Source organism: Streptomyces subrutilus (assembly GCF_008704535.1).
Classification (GTDB): Bacteria; Actinomycetota; Actinomycetes; order Streptomycetales; family Streptomycetaceae; genus Streptomyces; species Streptomyces subrutilus.
The window spans coordinates 5945538-5964287 of record NZ_CP023701.1 but is presented as its reverse complement, the minus strand read 5'-3'; the positions used below and the strand labels follow the sequence as shown (position 1 = coordinate 5964287).

Annotated in this window: 16 protein-coding genes; 8 read left to right on the top strand and 8 right to left on the bottom strand. The window is 74.2% G+C overall.

The genetic code is table 11. The features are described from left to right. A complete protein-coding gene (locus CP968_RS26440; protein ID WP_150520378.1) occupies positions 1-1365 on the bottom strand; it encodes a glutamine synthetase family protein in 1365 nt (454 codons plus the stop codon). A 77-nt stretch (positions 1366-1442) separates the two neighbouring features. Between CP968_RS26440 and CP968_RS26435 the strand changes: the two genes are divergently transcribed. The 3 genes from CP968_RS26435 to CP968_RS26425 all read left to right on the top strand — a co-directional run bounded on the left by CP968_RS26435 (position 1443) and on the right by CP968_RS26425 (position 4615). After that, positions 1443-2189, top strand: coding sequence for a FadR/GntR family transcriptional regulator (locus tag CP968_RS26435; RefSeq protein WP_150520377.1), 747 nt, complete (start codon positions 1443-1445; stop codon positions 2187-2189). 192 nt (positions 2190-2381) lie between these two features. Next, positions 2382-3848 carry an ethanolamine permease gene (eat, locus tag CP968_RS26430; RefSeq protein ID WP_229886802.1) on the top strand — a complete coding sequence of 489 codons (1467 nt, stop codon included), beginning with the start codon at positions 2382-2384 and terminating at the stop codon, positions 3846-3848. Positions 3849-3895: 47 nt separating this feature from the next. Continuing rightward, the gene (locus tag CP968_RS26425; protein ID WP_150520376.1) at positions 3896-4615 is read left to right on the top strand and encodes a gamma-glutamyl-gamma-aminobutyrate hydrolase family protein; all 720 of its coding nucleotides are present in this window, start codon (positions 3896-3898) and stop codon (positions 4613-4615) included. 115 nt (positions 4616-4730) lie between these two features. On the opposite strand, the gene CP968_RS26420 is transcribed toward CP968_RS26425, so the two are convergent. Beyond that, positions 4731-5657 carry a LysR family transcriptional regulator gene (locus tag CP968_RS26420; RefSeq protein WP_150520375.1) on the bottom strand — a complete coding sequence of 309 codons (927 nt, stop codon included), beginning with the start codon at positions 5655-5657 and terminating at the stop codon, positions 4731-4733. Between the two features lie 70 nt (positions 5658-5727). Here CP968_RS26420 and CP968_RS26415 point away from each other — a divergent pair, with 70 nt between their 5' ends. Next, entirely contained in the window at positions 5728-6900 is a 1173-nt protein-coding gene (locus tag CP968_RS26415; RefSeq protein WP_150520374.1) for a TDT family transporter, read from the top strand. Here CP968_RS26415 and CP968_RS26410 read toward each other — a convergent pair. Both CP968_RS26410 and CP968_RS26405 read right to left on the bottom strand, forming a co-directional pair. Further along, positions 6897-7634: a helical backbone metal receptor gene (locus tag CP968_RS26410; RefSeq protein ID WP_150520373.1), complete on the bottom strand. Its 738-nt coding sequence runs from the start codon at positions 7632-7634 to the stop codon at positions 6897-6899. The genes CP968_RS26415 and CP968_RS26410 overlap by 4 nt on opposite strands. Before the next feature lie 5 nt (positions 7635-7639). Continuing rightward, positions 7640-8188 (bottom strand): helix-turn-helix domain-containing protein, encoded by a 549-nt coding sequence (locus tag CP968_RS26405; RefSeq protein ID WP_189829004.1) that lies wholly within the window; start codon positions 8186-8188, stop codon positions 7640-7642. Positions 8189-8608: 420 nt separating this feature from the next. Between CP968_RS26405 and CP968_RS26400 the strand changes: the two genes are divergently transcribed. The 4 genes from CP968_RS26400 to CP968_RS26385 all read left to right on the top strand — a co-directional run bounded on the left by CP968_RS26400 (position 8609) and on the right by CP968_RS26385 (position 13218). After that, positions 8609-9514: a 5'-3' exonuclease gene (locus tag CP968_RS26400; RefSeq protein WP_189829003.1), complete on the top strand. Its 906-nt coding sequence runs from the start codon at positions 8609-8611 to the stop codon at positions 9512-9514. Positions 9515-9563: 49 nt separating this feature from the next. Next, positions 9564-10403, top strand: a complete 840-nt coding sequence (locus CP968_RS26395; RefSeq protein ID WP_150520372.1) for a siderophore-interacting protein — start codon at positions 9564-9566, stop codon at positions 10401-10403. Between the two features lie 230 nt (positions 10404-10633). Further along, positions 10634-12208, top strand: coding sequence for a serine hydrolase (locus CP968_RS26390; protein WP_150520371.1), 1575 nt, complete (start codon positions 10634-10636; stop codon positions 12206-12208). A 23-nt stretch (positions 12209-12231) separates the two neighbouring features. Beyond that, positions 12232-13218 carry an RluA family pseudouridine synthase gene (locus tag CP968_RS26385; RefSeq protein ID WP_150520370.1) on the top strand — a complete coding sequence of 329 codons (987 nt, stop codon included), beginning with the start codon at positions 12232-12234 and terminating at the stop codon, positions 13216-13218. Here the strand turns inward: CP968_RS26385 and CP968_RS26380 are convergent. From CP968_RS26380 to tatC, 4 genes are all read right to left on the bottom strand, one after another. Next, positions 13215-13874, bottom strand: coding sequence for a TetR/AcrR family transcriptional regulator (locus tag CP968_RS26380; protein ID WP_150520369.1), 660 nt, complete (start codon positions 13872-13874; stop codon positions 13215-13217). The two genes, CP968_RS26385 and CP968_RS26380, sit on opposite strands and share 4 nt — an antisense overlap. A gap of 90 nt (positions 13875-13964) precedes the next feature. Beyond that, the gene (locus tag CP968_RS26375) at positions 13965-16805 is read right to left on the bottom strand and encodes a DEAD/DEAH box helicase (protein WP_150520368.1); all 2841 of its coding nucleotides are present in this window, start codon (positions 16803-16805) and stop codon (positions 13965-13967) included. A 46-nt stretch (positions 16806-16851) separates the two neighbouring features. Then, positions 16852-17766, bottom strand: coding sequence for a diacylglycerol kinase (locus CP968_RS26370; protein ID WP_150520367.1), 915 nt, complete (start codon positions 17764-17766; stop codon positions 16852-16854). A gap of 17 nt (positions 17767-17783) precedes the next feature. Further along, entirely contained in the window at positions 17784-18740 is a 957-nt protein-coding gene (gene tatC, locus CP968_RS26365) for a twin-arginine translocase subunit TatC (RefSeq protein ID WP_150520366.1), read from the bottom strand. Between the last annotated feature and the right edge of the window lie 10 nt (positions 18741-18750).

The window sequence follows — 18750 nt, the reverse complement described above, 5'->3', positions numbered from 1 at the left end:
TCAGAGGCGTTCGAAGGAGCGGCGCAGTTCCCAGTCGGTGACGGCGGAGTCGTAGGCGTCGAGCTCGACGCGGGCCATGTTCCGGTAGTGGGCGACCACTTCGGGGCCGAAGGCGGCCCGGGCGATCTCGCTGTTCTCCCACAGCTCGGCGGCCTCGCGCAGGGTGGTCGGGACGTGCGCGTAGTCGGCGGCGTAGGCGTTGCCCGCGCAGGCGTCGGGCAGCTCCAGCTTGTGCTCGACCCCGTAGAGCCCGGCGGCCACCAGGCCGGCGACGGCGAGGTAGGGGTTGACGTCGCCGCCGGGGAGGCGGTTCTCGAAGCGCATCGAGCGGCCGTGGCCGACCACCCGCAGGGCGCAGGTCCGGTTGTCCACGCCCCAGGCGACCGCGGTCGGCGCGAAGGATCCCGGCCGGAAACGCTTGTACGAATTGATGTTGGGGGCGTAGAGAAGGGAGAAGTCGCGCAGTGCGGCCAGCTGGCCGGCCAGGAAGTGCCGCATCAGCGGTGACATTCCGCCCGGCCCGTCTCCGGCCATGGCGTTGTGTCCGTCGGAGTCCCCGAGGGAGAGGTGGATGTGACAGGAGTTGCCCTCGCGCTCGTCGTACTTGGCCATGAACGTGAGCGAGACGCCCTCCTGGGCGGCGATCTCCTTCGCTCCGGTCTTGTAGACGGCGTGCTGGTCGCAGGTGGTGAGCGCCTCGTCGTAGCGGAAGGCGATCTCGTGCTGGCCGAGGTTGCACTCGCCCTTGGCCGACTCGACGGTCAGGCCCGCGGCCTGCATCTCGTTGCGGATGCGGCGCAGCAGGGGTTCGACGCGGCCGGTTCCGAGGACGGAGTAGTCGATGTTGTACTGGTTGGCGGGGGTCAGGCCGCGGTAGTTGGCGTTCCAGGCCTGCTCGTAGGTGTCCTGGAAGACCATGAACTCCAGCTCGGTGCCGACCATCGCCGTGTACCCGAGCTCGCCGAGGCGGTCGAGCTGGCGGCGCAGGATCTGCCGGGGCGCGGCGACGACGGGCGTGCCGTCGTTCCAGGCGAGGTCGGCGACGAGGAAGGCGCTGCCCGGGTTCCAGGGCACGCGGCGCAGGGTGGCGAGGTCGGGGTGCATGGCGAAGTCGCCGTAGCCGCGGTCCCAGGAGGACATCTCGTAGCCGTCGACGGTGTTCATGTCGGTGTCGACGGCGAGGAGGTAGTTGCAGCCCTCGGTGCCGTGCGCGAGGACCTCGTCGAGGAAGAACCGGGCGGCGAACCGCTTGCCCTGGAGGCGGCCCTGCATGTCGGGGAAGGCCATGACGACTGTGTCGATCTCACCGCTGGCGACGAGGGCGCGGAGCTCCTCGGGTGCGAGCGGCGGCTTGCGGTCTACCACGGGAATCTCTCCTTCGGTGAGCCGAGAGGGCCTAAGGTATTGAATAGAACCATTGCTTGGGAAGGGGTGGCGGGAAGATGACCGACACGGCGGGCGGGGGTGACGCCGTCGCGCGGCTCAATCCCGTGCTGCGGCAGGTACGGGCGGGCAACGGCTTCGAGGAGGCCCTGGAGCAGATCCTCCAGGTGGTCCGGCTCGGCCTGGTGGCCGGCGGGGAGCGGCTGCCGCCCGAGCGCGAGCTCGCGGAGCGGATGGGGATCAGCCGGGTCACCCTGCGCGAGGTGCTGAAGGTGCTCCAGGACCAGGGGCTGGTGGAGGCGCGGCGCGGCCGCTACGGCGGAACGTTCGTCCTGCCCCGCCGCGACACCCCGGCGGGCGGCGCCGAGGAGGAGCTGCGCCGGCGCGTGGCGGGGGTGGACATCGAGGACGCGCTGCGCTTCCGCGAGGTGCTGGAGGTGGGCGCGGCCGGGCTGTGCGCCACCCACGGGCTGACCGAGGAGGGCACCGAACGACTGCTCGCCGCCCTGGCGGCGACGCACGACGCGCCGCTGCGGGACTACCGCCGGCAGGACACCCTCTTCCACCTGGCCCTGTGCGAACTGGCCGGATCGGCCACCTTGACGGCCCAGTACGCGGCGGTCCGGGCCACCGTGAACGACCTGCTGGACTGCATCCCGCTGCTGGTGCGCAACCTGGAGCACTCGCAGCAGCAGCACACCGCCCTGGTGGAGTCGGTGCTGGAGGGCGACGCGGCCGGTGCGCGCGCCACGATGCGCGAGCACTGCTGCGGCACGGCGGCCCTGCTGCGCGGCTTCCTGGCCTGACGCGGGCCCGGCGCGGGCCCGGCGCGGGCCCGGCGCGGGCCCGGCGCGGGCCTGAACGCGGTCCCGGCGCCGGCCGGCGACCGGCCGCCCGGAGCGATTCGTCACGTCCGTTTCACGCAGGGGTCTTGCGCGGGCCACTCGACTGGAGCAAAGGTACGCCCCACAACCATTGCCCCGAGGCAGGAGCGCACGATGGCCGACGACAATCGGGCACGGCTGACGGCCGTACCCCCCTCCCCCGGATCCCCCGACGGCGACGACTACCTGAAGCGCCGGACCCTGCGCCGCGGCAGCGCCGGCTGGCTGCTGCTCACCGGCCTGGGCGTCGCGTACGTCGTCTCCGGCGACTTCTCCGGCTGGAACGTCGGCCTGGCGAAGGGCGGGTTCGGCGGCCTCGCGATCGCCACGGTCCTCATGGGCACGATGTACGCCTGTCTGGTCTTCTCGCTCGCCGAGCTGTCCACCATCCTGCCCACGGCGGGCGGCGGCTACGGCTTCGCGCGGCGCGCGCTGGGCCCCTGGGGCGGCTTCCTCACCGGTACGGCCATCCTCATCGAGTACATCCTGGCCCCGGCAGCGATCGTGATCTTCATCGGCGACTACGTCGAGTCCCTCGGGCTCTTCGGCCTCACCTCCGGCTGGCCGGTCTACCTGGGCTGCTTCGTCGTCTTCATCGGCGTCCACCTCTGGGGCGTGGGCGAGGCCCTGCGCTTCAGCCTCGTCGTCACCGCCATCGCCGTCACCGCCCTGCTGATCTTCGCGGTGGGCGCCTTCACCGGCTTCGAGGCCGGCGGCCTCGACGACATCCCGGTCGACGCGAGCGCCTTCGGCTCGAACTCCTGGCTGCCGCTGGGCGTCCTCGGCATCTGGGCCGCCTTCCCGTTCGGCATGTGGTTCTTCCTCGGGGTGGAGGGGGTGCCGCTGGCGGCCGAGGAGGCCAAGGACCCGGTCCGCTCCATGCCCCGCGCGCTGTCCATCTCCATGGCCGTCCTCGCCGCGCTGGCCCTGATCACGTTCTTCGCCGCCACCGGCGCGCAGGGCGCCGACGCCATCAAGTCCGCCGGCAACCCGCTGGTCGTGGCCCTGGAGGGGGAGGACGGCCCGACGGCGCTGAGCCGGTTCGTGAACTACGCGGGCCTCGCCGGCCTGGTGGCTTCCTTCTTCTCCCTCATCTACGCCGGTTCGCGCCAGCTCTTCGCCCTCTCCCGGGCCGGCTACCTGCCGCGCTTCCTGTCCCTGACCTCGCGCCGCAAGGCCCCGTACCTCGGGCTCGTCATCCCCGGCGCGATCGGCTTCGGGCTGGCCGCGCTGACCGGCGACGGTGCGCGCATGCTCAACATCGCGGTGTTCGGCGCGACCATCTCGTACGCCCTGATGGCCCTCTCCCACATCGTGCTGCGCCGCCGCGAGCCCCACCTGGAGCGCCCGTACCGCACCCCCGGCGGCGTCCTGACCTCCTCGGTGGCCTTCGTCCTCGCCCTCTCGGCCCTGGTCGCCACCTTCCTGGTGGACCGGGAGGCGGCCTTCATCGCGCTGGCCGTGTACGCCGTCGCACTCGGCTACTTCGCCCTCTACAGCCGCCGCCGCCTGGTGGCGTCCGCACCCGAGGAGGAGTTCGCGGCGCTGGCCGAAGCCGAGGCGGAACTCGCGCGCGGCTGAGATCCTCGTACGGTACGACCGCACCGCCCGCACCGGAGGGAGAGAACGTGCCCAGGCCGCTCATCGGCATCAGCACCTACGTGGAGGACTCCACCCGCTACGGGGTGTGGGACGTCCCGACGGCCCTCGTGCCCGCCGGGTACTACGAACTCGTCCAGGCGGCGGGCGGCGCGGCCGTCCTGCTGCCCCCGGACGAGCCGGAGCGGGCCGCGGAGGTGCTCGGCCGGGTGGACGGCCTGGTCGTCGCGGGCGGACCGGACCTCGACCCCGTCCACTACGGCGCCGCCCGCGACCCCCGTACGGGCCCTCCCGCCACGGTCCGCGACCACTGGGAGCTCGCCCTGATCGGCGCCGCCCTGACGGCGGAGGTACCGCTGCTCGGCGTCTGCCGGGGCATGCAGGCCCTGAACGTGGCCCTGGGCGGCACCCTCACCCAGCACCTCGACGGCCACGTCGACGTGCCGGGCGTCATGGGCAGCCACCCGGTCCGCCCCGTCCCGGGCACCCGCTACGGGGCGCTGGTCCCGCGGGACGCCGAGGTGCCGACCTACCACCACCAGGCGGTGGACCGGCTGGGCCGGGGGCTGGTCGTCTCGGCCCGGGCGCTCGACGGCACCGTGGAGGCGGTCGAACTGGCCGACCCGGTCCGGTGGGTGCTGGGCGTGCAGTGGCACCCCGAACGGGACACGGACACCCGCGTGATGTCGGCCCTGGTCGCCGCCGCCACCACCCGCGCCGCCCGGCGCACCCCGCTCCCGGTGGCGTAGGCCGACCCTCCCGGCGCTTCCGGCGCGGTCCGGCAGGGACGGCGGGGGCCGCAGGGGCCGCGGGGGCCGCAGGGGCCGCGGGGGCCGCAGGAACGGCTGAGACAGCACAGGCGGGCTACGCCGCCGGCCGGCGGGTCAGCGACAGGAGGTCGCGGGCCGGGCCCGCCGGGCGCGAGCCCGCCGGCCAGACGGCGCGCAGCGCGCGGTCCAGCGGCGCCCCGGCCACCGGGACCTCCACCAGCCGGCGCGCCGCCAGTTCGTCCACCACGGCCAGCTCCGACAGCACGCACGGCCCGGCCCCGCTCAGCGCCGCCGCCTTCACGGCCGTGGTCGACGCCAGTTCCAGCAGCGGCTCGGCCAGCCCGCCGCAGCCCGCCAGCGCCGCGTCCAGCACCTGCCGCGTCCCCGAACCGCGCTCGCGCAGGATCAGCGGGGCCGCGGCCAGTTCCGCGGCGGCCACACCCTTGGTACGGCGGGCCCACGGGTGCCCGGGCGCCACCGCCACGACGAGCCGGTCCTGCGCTATCACCGCGGAGTCCAGCCCCTCCGGCACGGTCAGTCCCTCCACGAAGCCGAGGTCCGCCTCGTGCGCGAGCACCCGCTGGGCGACCACCGCCGAGTTCCCCGCGTGCAGGGACACCGCCGTGTCCGGGCGCTGGCCGCGCAGCGCGATCAGCCAGCCCGGCAGCAGGTACTCCGCGATGGTCATGCTGGCGGCCACCCGCAGCCGCGAGTCCCGCCGGCCGCGCAGCGCCTGCGCCCCCGCGTCGAAGGCCTCCGCCGCCTCCACCACCCGCCGCGCCCAGTCCGTGACCAGCGCGCCTTCGGCGGTCAACGTCGAACCGCGCGGCGAACGGTCCACCAGGGCCACGCCCAGGCGCGTCTCCATCGCCCGGATGCGGCTGCTCGCCGCGGGCTGCGTGATGCCCAGCCGGCGGGCCGCGCCGCTCAGGCTGCCGATCCGCGCGACCGCGAGCAGCAGCTCCAGAGCGCCCAGGTCGGGCACCCGGTGCGCCAGCGGAACCCACTCCTCATTACCCATAACATCAGTTTATGGCCTCATAGGGAGATGCCCCCTGCCACCCGGCCCGGCCCCGCAGCAGGCTGGAGCCATGGTCACCACCGCCGCCCCCGCCGCCCTCCGCACCGCCGCACACCCCGGAAGCGGAACCGGCCCCCGCACCGCCCCCGCCGAGCGGACCGCTCCCCGGGCCCACGAGGCCCTGCGGCACCTCGGCCCGAACTGGTACGCCTCCGTGATGGGCACGGCGATCATCGCCAACGCCGGCGCGACCCTCCCCTACCAGCTCCCCGGCCAGCGCGTGGTCTGCCAGCTGCTGTGGGCGCTGTCCGCCGCCGCCCTCGCCGTCCTGCTCGCGGCCCGCGCCGGCCACTGGATCCACCACCGCGACCAGGCCCGCGCCCACCTCCTGGACCCCGCGGTCGCCCCCTTCTACGGCTGTCTCTCCATGGCCCTGCTGGCCGTCGGCGGCGGCACCCTCCTCGTCGGCAGGGACCTCGTCGGCCAGCGCGCCGCCGTCGCGGTCGACGCCGTGCTCTTCACCGCCGGCACCGCGATCGGCCTGCTGATGGCCGTCGTGGTCCCGTACCTGATGGTGGTCCGCCACAAGGTGGAGGCCGCGCAGGCCACCCCCGTCTGGCTGCTCCCCCTGGTCGCCCCGATGGTCTCCGCCGCCCTCGGCCCGCTGCTCATCCCGCACCTGCCCCCCGGCGCGCCCCGCGAGGCGATGCTGCTGGCCTGCTACGCGCTGTTCGGCCTGAGCCTGCTGGCCACCCTGCTGATGCTTCCCCTGGTCTTCGGCCGGCTGATCGCGCACGGCCCGCTCCCCCTGCTCCTCACGCCGACCCTGTTCCTGGTCCTGGGCCCCCTCGGCCAGTCCACCACCGCCGTGAACCAGCTCGCCGACATGGCGCCCCTGTCGATCGGCGCCCCCTACGCGGGCGCGCTCGGCGCCCTCGCCGTCGTGTACGGGGTCCCGGTGATGGGCTTCGCCCTGCTGTGGCTGGCCCTCTCCGCCGCCATGCTGGTGCGCGCCGCCCGCCGCGGCATGGGTTTCGCGATGACCTGGTGGGCGCTGACCTTCCCCGTCGGCACCTGCGTCACCGGCGCCGCCGGGCTGGCCCGCCACACCGGCCTCGCCGCCTTCGCCTGGCTGGCCGCGGCCCTCTTCCTGGCCCTGGTGACGGCCTGGCTCCTGGCCGCCGCCCACACCCTGCGCGGACTGTCCACCGGCCGCCTCCTGGCCGCACCGCGCACCGCCTAGACCGCGGACGCGGCCCGCAGCGCCGCGGCCAGGACCGCCGGCGCCTCGGCCAGCGAGGGGCCGTACCAGGTGAGGTGACGGCCGGAGACCAGCGCGGCGGGCAGCCCGGGGAAGGCCTCGGGGCCGTCCGCGGCCGTGAAGCGGTACGGCTCGTCCGGGAGCACCACCAGGTCGCAGCCGCTCCCGGCCAGCTCCGCCACCGGCACCCGCGGGTAGCGCTCCGCGTGCCCGGCGTACGCGTTGACGACGCCCAGCCGGGCCAGCAGGTCCCCGGCGAAGGTGTCCCGGCCCAGCACCATCCACGGCCGGCGCCAGATCGGCACGACCGCGCGCAGCGGACCCAGCGGCTGCGCCCGGGCCCAGGCCGCCTCCGCGTCCGCCAGCCACTGCGGCCGCTCCAGGCCCAGCGCCCCCACCAGCACCCGGTCGAGTTCGCGCAGCGCCTGCGGGAGGTCGCGCACCTCGGTGACCAGCACCTCCAGGCCGGCCGCGCGCAGCGCCGCGAGGTCCGGGGCCCGGTTCTCCTCCTCGTTGGCGATGACCAGGTCGGGGCGCAGCTCCGCGATCCGCCGCACGTCCGGGTTCTTCGTCCCGCCGATCCGCACCGCGGCGCCCAGGTCGGCCGGGTGCGTGCACCAGTCCGTCACCCCGGTGAGCAGTCCGGGGGCGCTGACGGCGACCGCCTCGGTCAGCGACGGCACCAGCGAGACGACCCGGCGCACGGCCCCGCCCACGCCGCTCAGCGTCCGGGGGACGGCGGCTCGGAGGTCGCGTGGATGTGCTCGCCGACCGCGACGACCAGGAACCGGGTGTCCTCGGTGACGGCCCGCCACCGGTGGCGCACGCCGCCCGACAGGAACAGCGCGTCGCCGCTCTCCAGCCGGTACGCCCGCCCCTCCGCCTCCACCTGGCAGGCGCCGGAGACCACGTACATCAGCTCGTCGTTGCGGTGCTGGTACTCACGCCCGGCGTCCTGGTCCCCGGTGAACTCCAGGGCGTGCAGCTGGTGGTGGCCGCGCACCAGGGCCCGGACCCCGGCGACCGGGGTCATCGCGGACGCGTCGCCGGCCCGTACGAGGTCCACGGTGCGGGCGGTGTCGGAGGCGGCCAGCAGTTCGACGGCGGTGGTTTCGAGGGCGTCGGCGACCCGTTCCAGGGAGCGCATGCTGGGCCGGGCGCGCTCGTTCTCTATCTGGCTCAGGAAGGGCACGGACAGGCCGCTGCGCGCCGAGACGACGGCGAGCGTCAGCTGGAGCGCGCGGCGCCGCTTGCGCACGGCCACGCCCACTCTGAGGGGCTCCTTGCCGTCCTTGTCCTTGCCGTGGTCGTCCTTGTCGTCCTTCACGTGCGGCTTGTCGTCCGTGCCGTCCCTGTGGTTCATGTCGGGGCTGCCCTCCCCATGTCCGTCGCACATCGGTGTGCTGTAAGCACCTTACGCAGCAACCGCCTCCGGTTTCGCGCGCACGGGAGCACTGGCCCCCTCACCGGTGATGTCCCGTACCCGCCCGGTCACCGTCCGCTCCCGGTACGGGAGGGCGGCGGACCGGGCGCGATCCCCCACCCGACCACGGCCCGGTCGAGGACCGCCGGAGTCCCGCCGGAGCCGGTGCGCGGCCACGGCCCGGGCCGCGGTGCGCGGGCGGGGCCGGGGGCCGTCGGCGGCCGGCCGCGTTGCGGCATCATCGTCCCCGTGACGACACGACGCCTGATGCTCCTGGACACCGCCTCCCTCTACTACCGCGCCTACTTCGGTGTGCCGGACTCGGTGAAGGCCCCCGACGGCACCCCGGTCAACGCGGTGCGCGGACTGCTCGACTTCATCGGCCGCCTGGTCCAGGACCACCGCCCGGACGACCTGGTGGCCTGCATGGACGCGGACTGGCGGCCGCGGTGGCGGGTGGAGCTGATCCCCTCCTACAAGGCCCACCGGGTCGCCGTGGAGACCGCGACCGGCCCCGACGTGGAGGACACGCCGGACACCCTCGCCCCGCAGGTGCCGATCATCGAGGCGGCGCTGGACGCCTTCGGGATCGCCCGTGTGGGGGTCGCCGGGTACGAGGCGGACGACGTGATCGGCACGCTCACGGCCCGGGCGACCGGCCCGGTGGACATCGTCACCGGCGACCGGGACCTGTACCAGCTGGTGGACGACGCGAAGCGGCGGCGGGTGCTGTACCCGCTCAAGGGCGTGGGCACTCTCCAGGTGACGGACGAGGCCTGGTTGCGCGAGAAGTACGGCGTCGACGGGCCGGGCTACGCCGACCTGGCCCTGCTGCGCGGGGACCCGAGCGACGGCCTGCCGGGCGTCCCCGGGATCGGCGAGAAGACGGCGGCGAAGCTGCTCGACGCCTACGGCTCGCTGGCCGGGATCATCGCGGCGATCGACGACCCGAAGTCGAAGCTGACGCCCACCCAGCGCACGCGCCTGGACGCGTCACGGCCCTATCTGGCGGTGGCCCCGAAGGTGGTCCAGGTCGCCTCGGACGTCCCTCTGCCCCCCTTCGACCCCGCCCTTCCCACGGCCCCGGCGCAGCCGGATCTGGTCGACGCGCTGGCCCATCGGTGGGGCCTCGGAGGCGCCGTGTCGCGCCTGGGAAGCGCACTCCGCCCCTGAGGTGCTAACTTAGGTAATCCTAAGTTTCAGGGGAGTCAGGGGAGACACCGTGGCAGAAGGACGCGCCCGCGCAGTCGGCACCGCCGTCGTCGTACGCACCGAGCGGCTCACGCCGCACATGGTGCGCATCGTGCTGGGTGGTGACGGACTGGCCGGATTCGGCGCGGGCGAGTTCACCGACCATTACGTGAAACTGCTGTTCCCGCCCCAGGGCGTCACCTATCCGGCGCCCTGGGACCTCGACCGCATCCGCGCCGATTTCCCGCGCGCGCAGTGGCCGCGGCAGCGGGCGTACACCGTACGGGCCTGGGACCGGGCCCGCCTCGAACTGACCCTCGACTTCGTCGTCCACGGCGACGAGGGTCTGGCCGGCCCCTGGGCCGCGCGCGTCCGACCGGGTGAACTCGTACGGTTCCTCGGGCCGGGCGGCGCGTACGCCCCGGACCGCACGGCCGGCTGGCACCTGCTGGTGGGCGACGAGAGCGCGCTGCCGGCCATCGCCGCGGCGATGGAGCGGATGCCGGCGGGGGCCCGGGTGCACGCGTTCCTGGAGATCGAGGGCCCGGCCGACGAGCAGCCGATCACCACCCCGGACGGGGTGGCCCCGGTCTGGCTGCACCGCGGCGGCCGGCCGGTCGGCGAGGCCCTGGTGGAGGCGGTGACCTCCCTGGAGTTCCCGTCCAAGGACGTGCACGCCTTCGTCCACGGCGAAGCGGGCTTCGTCAAGGACCTGCGCCGCCACCTCCGCCTGGAGCGGGGCGTCGCGCGCGAGCGGCTGTCGATCTCGGGCTACTGGCGCCTGGGCGAGACGGACGAGGGCTGGCGCGCGATCAAGCGCGACTGGAACGCCGCGGTGGAAGCCGAACAGGACCACGCCGCGGCCGCCTGACCCTCCGAACCCCGGCGGGGCCACTCCCGGCCCCGGGACGTCCGGCCCCGCCGGGGCCCCGGGCACGAGCAGCCCCGCCGGCGCCTGCGGCGAGGGGCTCCGTGCCCTCCCGGCCCCGTCGGCGTGGGAGGCGCGGGGCCCGGTGCGGAGCCCCGCGACGGCGCCGCACCGGGCCCGTACGGGTGACGCTCCCGCGCGCGGGGTCGCCCGTACGGCGGGACACTGTCCCCATGCGCACGCTCCGCGTTCTCGGCGCGGCCGGCTCCGCCCTCCTGCTCACGCTGACGGCAGCAGCGACCTCGGCGGCGACGGCCGAGACAACCGTATCGGCGGCCCCGGCCCCGGCCCCGCCACCCGCCCCGAAGCCGCAGATCACCGAGGCCCAGGTGGCCCAGGCCGTGGCCCGCCTCGACGGAACGGTCCGGGAGATGATGCGCCGCACCGGCGTCCCGGGCGTCTCCGTGGCCGTCGTCCACGACGACAAGGTGGTCCACCTCAAGGGCTTCGGCGTGCGCCGCGTCGGCGAGAGCGCCGCCGTCGACCCCGACACCGTCTTCCAGGTGGCCTCCCTCTCCAAGCCGATCTCCTCCACGGTCGTCGCCGGCGCCCTCACCTCCCCCGACCAGTGGGACCGCCGCACCACCCTGCCCGGGTTCGCCCTGAAGGACCCGTGGGTCACCGACCACGTCACGACGGCCGACCTGTTCTCCCACCGCAGCGGCCTGCCCGACCACGCCGGCGACCTCCTCGAAGACCTCGGCTACGACCGGGCGTACATCCTCGACCACCTGCGCCACGTCCCCCTCGCCCCGTTCCGCGCGAGCTACGCCTACACCAACTTCGGTCTCACCGCCGCCGCCGAGGCCGTCGCCCGCGCCAAGGGCACCAGCTGGCAGAAGCTCAGCGAGGACACCCTCTTCCGGCCCGCCGGCATGACCCGCACGAGCACCGAGTTCTCCGCCTTCGCGCACGCCCCCGACCGCGCCGCCACCCACGTCCGCGACCCCGACGGCACCTGGAGCCCCCGCTCCGTCCGCGACCCCGACGCCCAGGCCCCGGCCGGCGGGGTCAGCTCCACCGCCCGCGACCTGTCCCGTTGGATGCGCCTCCAGCTCTCCGGCGGCACCCTCGACGGCAAGCGGATCGTCCCGGCCGACACCCTGGCCCGCACCCACGTGCCGGAGATCGTCTCCCAGCCCCCCTCCGCGCCCGCCGGCCGCGCCGGCTTCTACGGGCTGGGCTGGAACGTCTCGTACGACGACGCGGGCCGGCTGCGGCTGAGCCACTCCGGCGCCTTCTCCCTCGGCGCCAACACCAACACCACCCTGCTCCCGCTGGAGCGCCTCGGCATCGTCGTCCTCACCAACGGCGCCCCGGTCGGCCTCGCCGACGCCGTCGCCCTCGACTTCTTCGACGTCGCGGAGCACGGCAAGGCCTCCACCGACTGGCTGACCCTGGCCGGCTCGCTGTACGCGCAGATGGACGGGGCGGGCCGCTCCCCCACCGACTACGCGAAGCCGCCCGCCTCCCCCCGGCCGGCCCGGGACAGCGCCGCGTACACCGGGACCTACGACAACCCGTACTACGGCCCGCTGACCGTGACGGCCGACGCCTCGGGCGCCCTCACCCTCGCCCTCGGCCCGAAGCCGCTGCGCTTCCCCCTCACCCACTACGACGGGGACGTCTTCAGCTTCCCGACCACCGGCGAGAACGCGGTCGGACGCACCGGCGTCACCTTCTCCGGCGGCTCGGTGCGCGTCGAGTACCTGGACGCGGACCACCTGGGCACGTTCACCCGGCGGTAGCCGCCCGGCATAGCCTGGAGCCGATGAGACGCAGAGCCCAGCCGCCCCCCGCCCCCCTCCCGCAGCGCTCGGGCATCGACCCCGTCCGGCTGCGCCTGCCGCCCGACCCGGACGGAGCCTGGACGGACCTCGGCGGCTACCTCGCCGCGCACTACGCGGGCGGACCCGGCGCCCCGGCCGTGGCCCGGCTGCTGGCCGCCGGCGAGGTCCTGGGCGAGGGCGGCCGGGTGCTGCGGGCCCGGGACCCGTACGAGCCCGGCGCCTACCTGTGGTTCCACCGCGACCTGCCCGCCGAACCGGAGGTGCCCTTCCCGGTCCGCGTCCTGTACCGGGACCCGCACCTGCTGGTCGTGGACAAGCCGCACTTCCTGGCGACCACCCCGCGCGGCGGCCACGTCACGCAGACCGCCCTCGCCCGGCTCCGCGCGGACCTCGGCCTGCCCGCCCTCAGCCCGGCGCACCGGCTGGACCGGCTGACGGCGGGACTGGTCATGTTCAGCGTCCGGCCCGCCGACCGCGGCGCCTACCAGCTCCTCTTCCAGCAGCGCCGGGTGCACAAGGAGTACGAGGCGCTCGCGCCCCACGACCCGGCCCTCGCCCTGCCGCGCACCGTCCGCAGCCGGATCGAGAAGACCCGCGGGGTCATCGCCGCCGTCGAGGTGCCCGGCGAGCCCAACGCCGAGACCCTGGTCGAACTCACCGGGGTCCGCGGGGGCCTCGGCCGCTACCGGCTGACCCCCCGCACCGGCCGGACCCACCAGCTGCGCGTGCACATGAACGGCCTGGGCCTGCCGATCCTCGGCGACCCGGTCTACCCCCGGGTCACCGACCCGGCGTCGGACGACTACCGCAGGCCACTGCAACTACTGGCCCGCGTACTGGAGTTCACCGACCCGGTCACCGGCGCCGCCCACCGCTTCGAGAGCGCCCGCACCCTGGCCGCCTGGCACGACCGCCCGTCCTGGGAGTCGGGCACCACCCCGGAGGACGCGCCCCGGGACGCACCCTAGGCCGCGTCCGGCAGGACCCCCGCGATCCGCAGCGCGGCGTCCGCGGCGGCCTCGGCGAAGACGTGGACCGGGCGGGTGGGGGCGGCCCGGTGGATCAGCATGACGCCCTCGATCAGGCCGAAGACCAGGTCGTTGCGGAGCGCCAGCCCGGCCCCGTCCCCGGCCAGCTCGGCCCCGGCGCGGGTACCGGCCAGCAACTCCCGGTAGGCGTCGCGCAGTTCCCCGCGCATGTGGTGGAAGCGGGCGAAGCGCGCTCCGGCCGGCTCGGGCAGCAGGTAGAGCGCGCCCAGGTGGTGCGGTCCGCCGCACAGCAGCAGGACGTCGGAGCGGCACAGCTCCCACAGCCGCCGCGCGGCGGGCCGGGCGGTGTCGGCGAGCAGCTCTCGGGCCAGCGCCAGCGAGGGCGCGACCGTGGACTCCAGCAGTTCGGCGAGGAGGTCCTCCTTGCCGCCGAAGTGGTGGTACATCGTGGCCTGGCGCATCCCGGCCCGCTCCGCGACCGCCCGGGTCGTGGTGGCCGCGTACCCCAGGTCGGTGAACAGTTCGGCCGCCGCGCAGAGGAGTTCCTCGCGCGGCGGCCGCCCGCTCTGCCGTCTCAGCCGGTCGGCGCGCGGCCGGCCGACCCGTCTCGGACCTTCGTCCGCTCCCGCGCTCATGGCCCGATCGTCGCACAGCGCACGCCGATCCGATCATGGCAAGAGATCAGATCCGGCCATCCCCGCTCTCGGAGGAAGCCCCAGAAGCGCCTAGCCGACCGAGCTGTAGGCCACTACGCCCCGAAGAAGGGCGTCCACGGCCTTACGGGCATTTCGCGCCACCGTGCTCCCGCTGGTCCCGGAGGCCGAGGGCGCCGCCGCGGCCACCTGGCCGAGCACGTCGATGACCTGCTTGCACCAGCGCACGAAGTCGCCGGCCGGCATCTCCGCCTCCCGCAGCACCTCGTCCAGGGACGTGTCACCGGCCCACTGGTAGGCCGCCCACGCGAAGCCGAGGTCCGGCTCGCGCTGGCCGACGCCCTCCGTCTGGCTGATGCCGTGCTCCTCCTCCAGCGCGTCGAGCCGGCCCCAGATCCGCACCATGTCGCCCAGCGCCGCCTTCGCCGCCCCGCCCGGCACCTTCGGGGCGACCGCGTCGTCGGACTGGCGCGCCTCGAAGACCAGCGCCGAGACGCAGGCGGCCAGTTCGGCCGGGCTCAGCCCCTCCCAGACGCCCTCGCGCAGGCACTCCGACGCCAGCAGGTCGAGCTCGCCGTACAGCCGGGCGAGCCGCTTGCCGTGCACGGTCACCTCGTCCTCGCGGAGGTAGTCCAGGTCGGTCAGCAGGGCGTGGATGCGGTCGAAGGTGCGGGCGATGGTGTTCGTCCGGCCCTCGATCCGCCGCTCCAGCTGCTGGGTGTCCCGCTTCAGCCGGTGGTAGCGCTCCGCCCAGCGGGCGTGGTCCTCGCGCTCGTCGCAGCCGTGGCAGGGGTGCGCCCGCAGGGCCGCCCGCAGCCGTGTGATCTCGCGGTCGTCGGCGGCCGCGGCCCGCCCCCGCTTGTGCCGGTCGGGCGTCAGGTGCCCGGCCTTGGTGCGCAGTTGCGAGGCCAGGTCCCGGCGGGACTGCGGCGAGCGGGCGTTGAAGGTCTTGGGGATGCGCATCCGGTCGAGCGCCTCCACCGGGACCGGGAAGTCGATCGAGGCGAGCCGCTTGACCTGCCGCTCGGCGGTGAGCACCAGCGGCCTCGGCCCCTCGGTGTACTCGTGTCCGCGGTGCCCGTTGACCCGTCCGGCCGGCACGCCCGGGTCCAGGACCAGGGCCAGCCCCGCGAACTTGCCGGTCGGGACGTGGATGATGTCGCCGGGCTTCAGCTTCTCCAGCGAACCGGCCGCCTGGGCCCGGCGCTGGGCCGCTCCCTGCTTGGCGAGGTCGGTCTCGCGGTCCTTGAGGTCGCGGCGCAGCTGCGCGTACTCCTCGAAGTCCCCCAGGTGGCAGGTCATGCCCTCCTGGTAGCCCTCCAGGCCCTCCTCGTTGCGCTGCACCTGCCGGGAGATCCCGACGACGGAGCGGTCGGCCTGGAACTGCGCGAAGGAGGTCTCCAGCAGTTCGCGCGAGCGGTGCCGGCCGAACTGGCTCACCAGGTTGACGGCCATGTTGTACGAGGGCTTGAAGCTGGAGCGCAGCGGATAGGTGCGGGTGCCGGCCAGTCCGGCGAGCCCGACCGGGTCCATGCCGCGCTGCCAGAGCACCACCGCGTGGCCCTCGACGTCGATGCCGCGCCGGCCGGCGCGGCCGGTCAGCTGCGTGTACTCGCCGGGGGTGATGTCGGCGTGCTGCTCGCCGTTCCACTTGACGAGCTTCTCCAGGATGACCGTGCGGGCGGGCATGTTGATGCCCAGCGCCAGGGTCTCGGTGGCGAAGACGGCCTTCACCAGACCGCGGACGAACAGCTCCTCCACGACCTCCTTGAAGGTGGGCAGCATGCCCGCGTGGTGCGAGGCGATGCCCCGCTCCAGTCCTTCGAGCCACTCGTAGTACCCCAGGACGTGCAGGTCCTCGGTGGGGATGGAGGCGGTGCGCGCCTCGACGATCTCGCGGACCTGCAGGCGCGCGGAGTCGTCGTTGAGCCGCAGGCCCGCGTACAGGCACTGCTGGACGGCGGCCTGGCAGCCGGCCCGGCTGAAGATGAAGTTGATGGCGGGCAGCAGCCCGTCGTTGTCCAGGCGGGCGATGACCTCGGGCCGGGAGGGAGTCCAGATCCGGCCGCGCGAGCGCCGCTCGCGCTCCCGGTCGGCCTCGCGGACCATCTTGCCGCGGCGCCGGTCCTTGGGGCTGTACGTGCGGCTGTTCTCCTCCCGCGCCATGCGCAGCAGGTCGGGGTTGACCTCGCGGCGGGCGGAGCCGCGGCCGCCGTGGTCGGACTCCTCCTCGAACAGGTCGAAGATCCGGCGGCCGGCCATGACGTGCTGCCACAGCGGGACGGGCCGCTCCTCGGAGACGATCACCTCGGTGTCGCCGCGCACGGTGTCCAGCCAGTCGCCGAACTCCTCGGCGTTGGAGACGGTGGCCGACAGCGAGACCAGGGTGACCGACGCGGGGAGGTGGATGATCACCTCTTCCCAGACGGCTCCGCGGAACCGGTCGGAGAGGTAGTGCACCTCGTCCATCACGACGTAGCCGAGGCCGCGCAACGACTGGGAGCCCGCGTAGAGCATGTTGCGGAGCACCTCGGTGGTCATCACGACCACCGGCGCGTCGGCGTTGACGCTGTTGTCTCCGGTCAGCAGGCCCACCTTGTCCGCGCCGTGGCGTTTGACGAGGTCGGCGTACTTCTGGTTGGAGAGGGCCTTGATCGGCGTCGTGTAGAAGCACTTGCGGCCCTGCTGGAGCGCCAGGTGCACGGCGAACTCGCCGACGATGGTCTTTCCGGAGCCGGTGGGGGCGGCGACCAGCACGCCCTTGCCCGCCTCCAGTGCCCGGCAGGCCTCGATCTGGAAGGGGTCCAGGTCGAAGGCGTACATCTCCCGGAAGGGGTGCAGCGCGGTGGCCTCTTCGGCGGCGCGGATCCGGGCAGCGGCGTACCGCTCGGCGGGTGAGAGTTCTTCGGTCATCTTGTGATCGAGCCTACCCGTCGCCTCCGACAACAGTCTCGGTCATTTATGCGAGGAGGCGCAGGGCGCCGGGCACGCACGCGGCGGTCACCGGCAGCGGCCCGAGCGGCTCGCCGTCCGCGTACGCGGTGGCGTCCGGGGACTCCAGGGTGATCTTGGCGGCGCGGTGGACGCTCACCTTCGGGTGGCCGATATGGGTCCCCCGGTAGACCCGGGGGAAGACCCTCAGCAGGGTGGCGCGGCCGCAGTCGCCGACCACCGTGACGTCGAAGAGCCCGTCGTCGGGGACGGCGTCCGCGCAGATGCGCATCCCGCCGCCGTACGAGGAGCCGTTGCCGACGGCGACCAGCGCGGCCTCGGTCTCGATCACCGGCCCGTCGTCCAGGGTGATCCGGTAGGGCAGCGGCCGGAAGGCGGCCAGCTCGGCGACGAGGGCCAGGTCGTACCGGAAGCGGCCGACGGGGAGCCGCATCCGGTTGCCCCGGTCGTTGACCCGCGCGTCGAAGCCGGAGCACAGCACGGTCCCGTACCAGGTCCCCGGGGACCCCGCGGCCCGCGAGGGCGCGGCCACCCGGCCCAGGTCGACCTCCCGGACCCGGCCCTCCTTGAGGGCCTCGGCGGCGAGCCGGCCCGCCCGGGCGGGATCCCGTACGGGCAGTCCGAGGGCCCGCGCGAAGTCGTTGCCCGTGCCCGCCGCGACCACACCGAGGGGCACCGCGGTCCCGGCCAGGGCCTGCAGCGCCAGTGAGACCAGCCCGTCACCGCCGACGGCCACCACCGCGCCGGCGCCCTCCCGGACCGCGGTGCGCAGCCGGGCCAGCGCGTCCGGGCCGTCCGCGCCGACGACGGTCCGCACGGAGAACCCGGCGGCCCGGAGCGCGGAAGCGGCCGGCTGCGCGGCGTGCGCGCCCCGGCCGCGTCCGGCGGTGGGATTCACGAAGAGGGTGATCTCGGAGGACACCCACCGGAATGTACCTGTCAGGTGGCGTCGTCGTAACCGTTGATCCGCTGCCGTCCGCCGTCCGCCTGGCCGGGCAGCGCGGCGGGCGGGGCGACCGCGTCCATCGCGCCGATCGGGGCCGGGGTGAGGTCCAGTTCGGCGGCCTCGTCGTCGTCGAGGGCCGCGTCGGGGTCGTTGCGCCGGCGCCGGCGGTCGTTGGCGAGGCAGATGACGAGGGCGATCAGGTAGAGCGCCACGATCGGGCCGGCCAGCAGCATCATGGTGAGCGGGTCGCCGGTGGGCGTGGCGAACGCGGCGAAGATCGTGATGCCGAGGACCATGGCGCGCCACCAGCTCGCCAGCCGCTTGGCGGTGAGCACGCCGGTGAAGTTCAGGAGGATCAGCAGCAGCGGCAGCTCGAAGGCGAGGCCGAAGACGATGACCATGCGCGTGACGAGGTCGAGGTAGTCGTCCACGGGGAGCAGGTTGCGCGCGTGCTCGGGGGTGAATTCGAGCAGGATGGTCGCGGACTGCGGGAGGACCTTGTACGCGAGGACCGCGCCGGCGCCGAACAGCGGCGCTCCGACCGCGACGAAGCTCATCGCGTACTTCTTCTCGTGGCTGTGCAGCCCGGGGGCGGTGAAGGCCCACAGCTGGTAGAGCCACACCGGCGCGGACAGCACCACGCCGGCGGTGAGCGAGACCTTGAGGGCGATCGAGAACGGCGCGATGAGGCCGTTGACGGTCATGTCGGCGCAGGGCCGGCCGTTGCGCTGCGAGACCACCCCGTCGGTGCAGCCGACGGAGTCCAGCATCGGCTTCAGCATGAAGTCGATGAGGTCCTTGTAGAAGAAGGCCGCGACGATGGTGATCACGAGGATCGCCAGGACCGACTTCAGCAGACGGTTTCTCAGCTCACGCAGGTGCTCGACAAGAGGCATCCGCCCTTCGGCGTCCTTGTCCGCTTTCTCCTGCTTGCGGGCAGACTTGAGCAACCCACGTCCC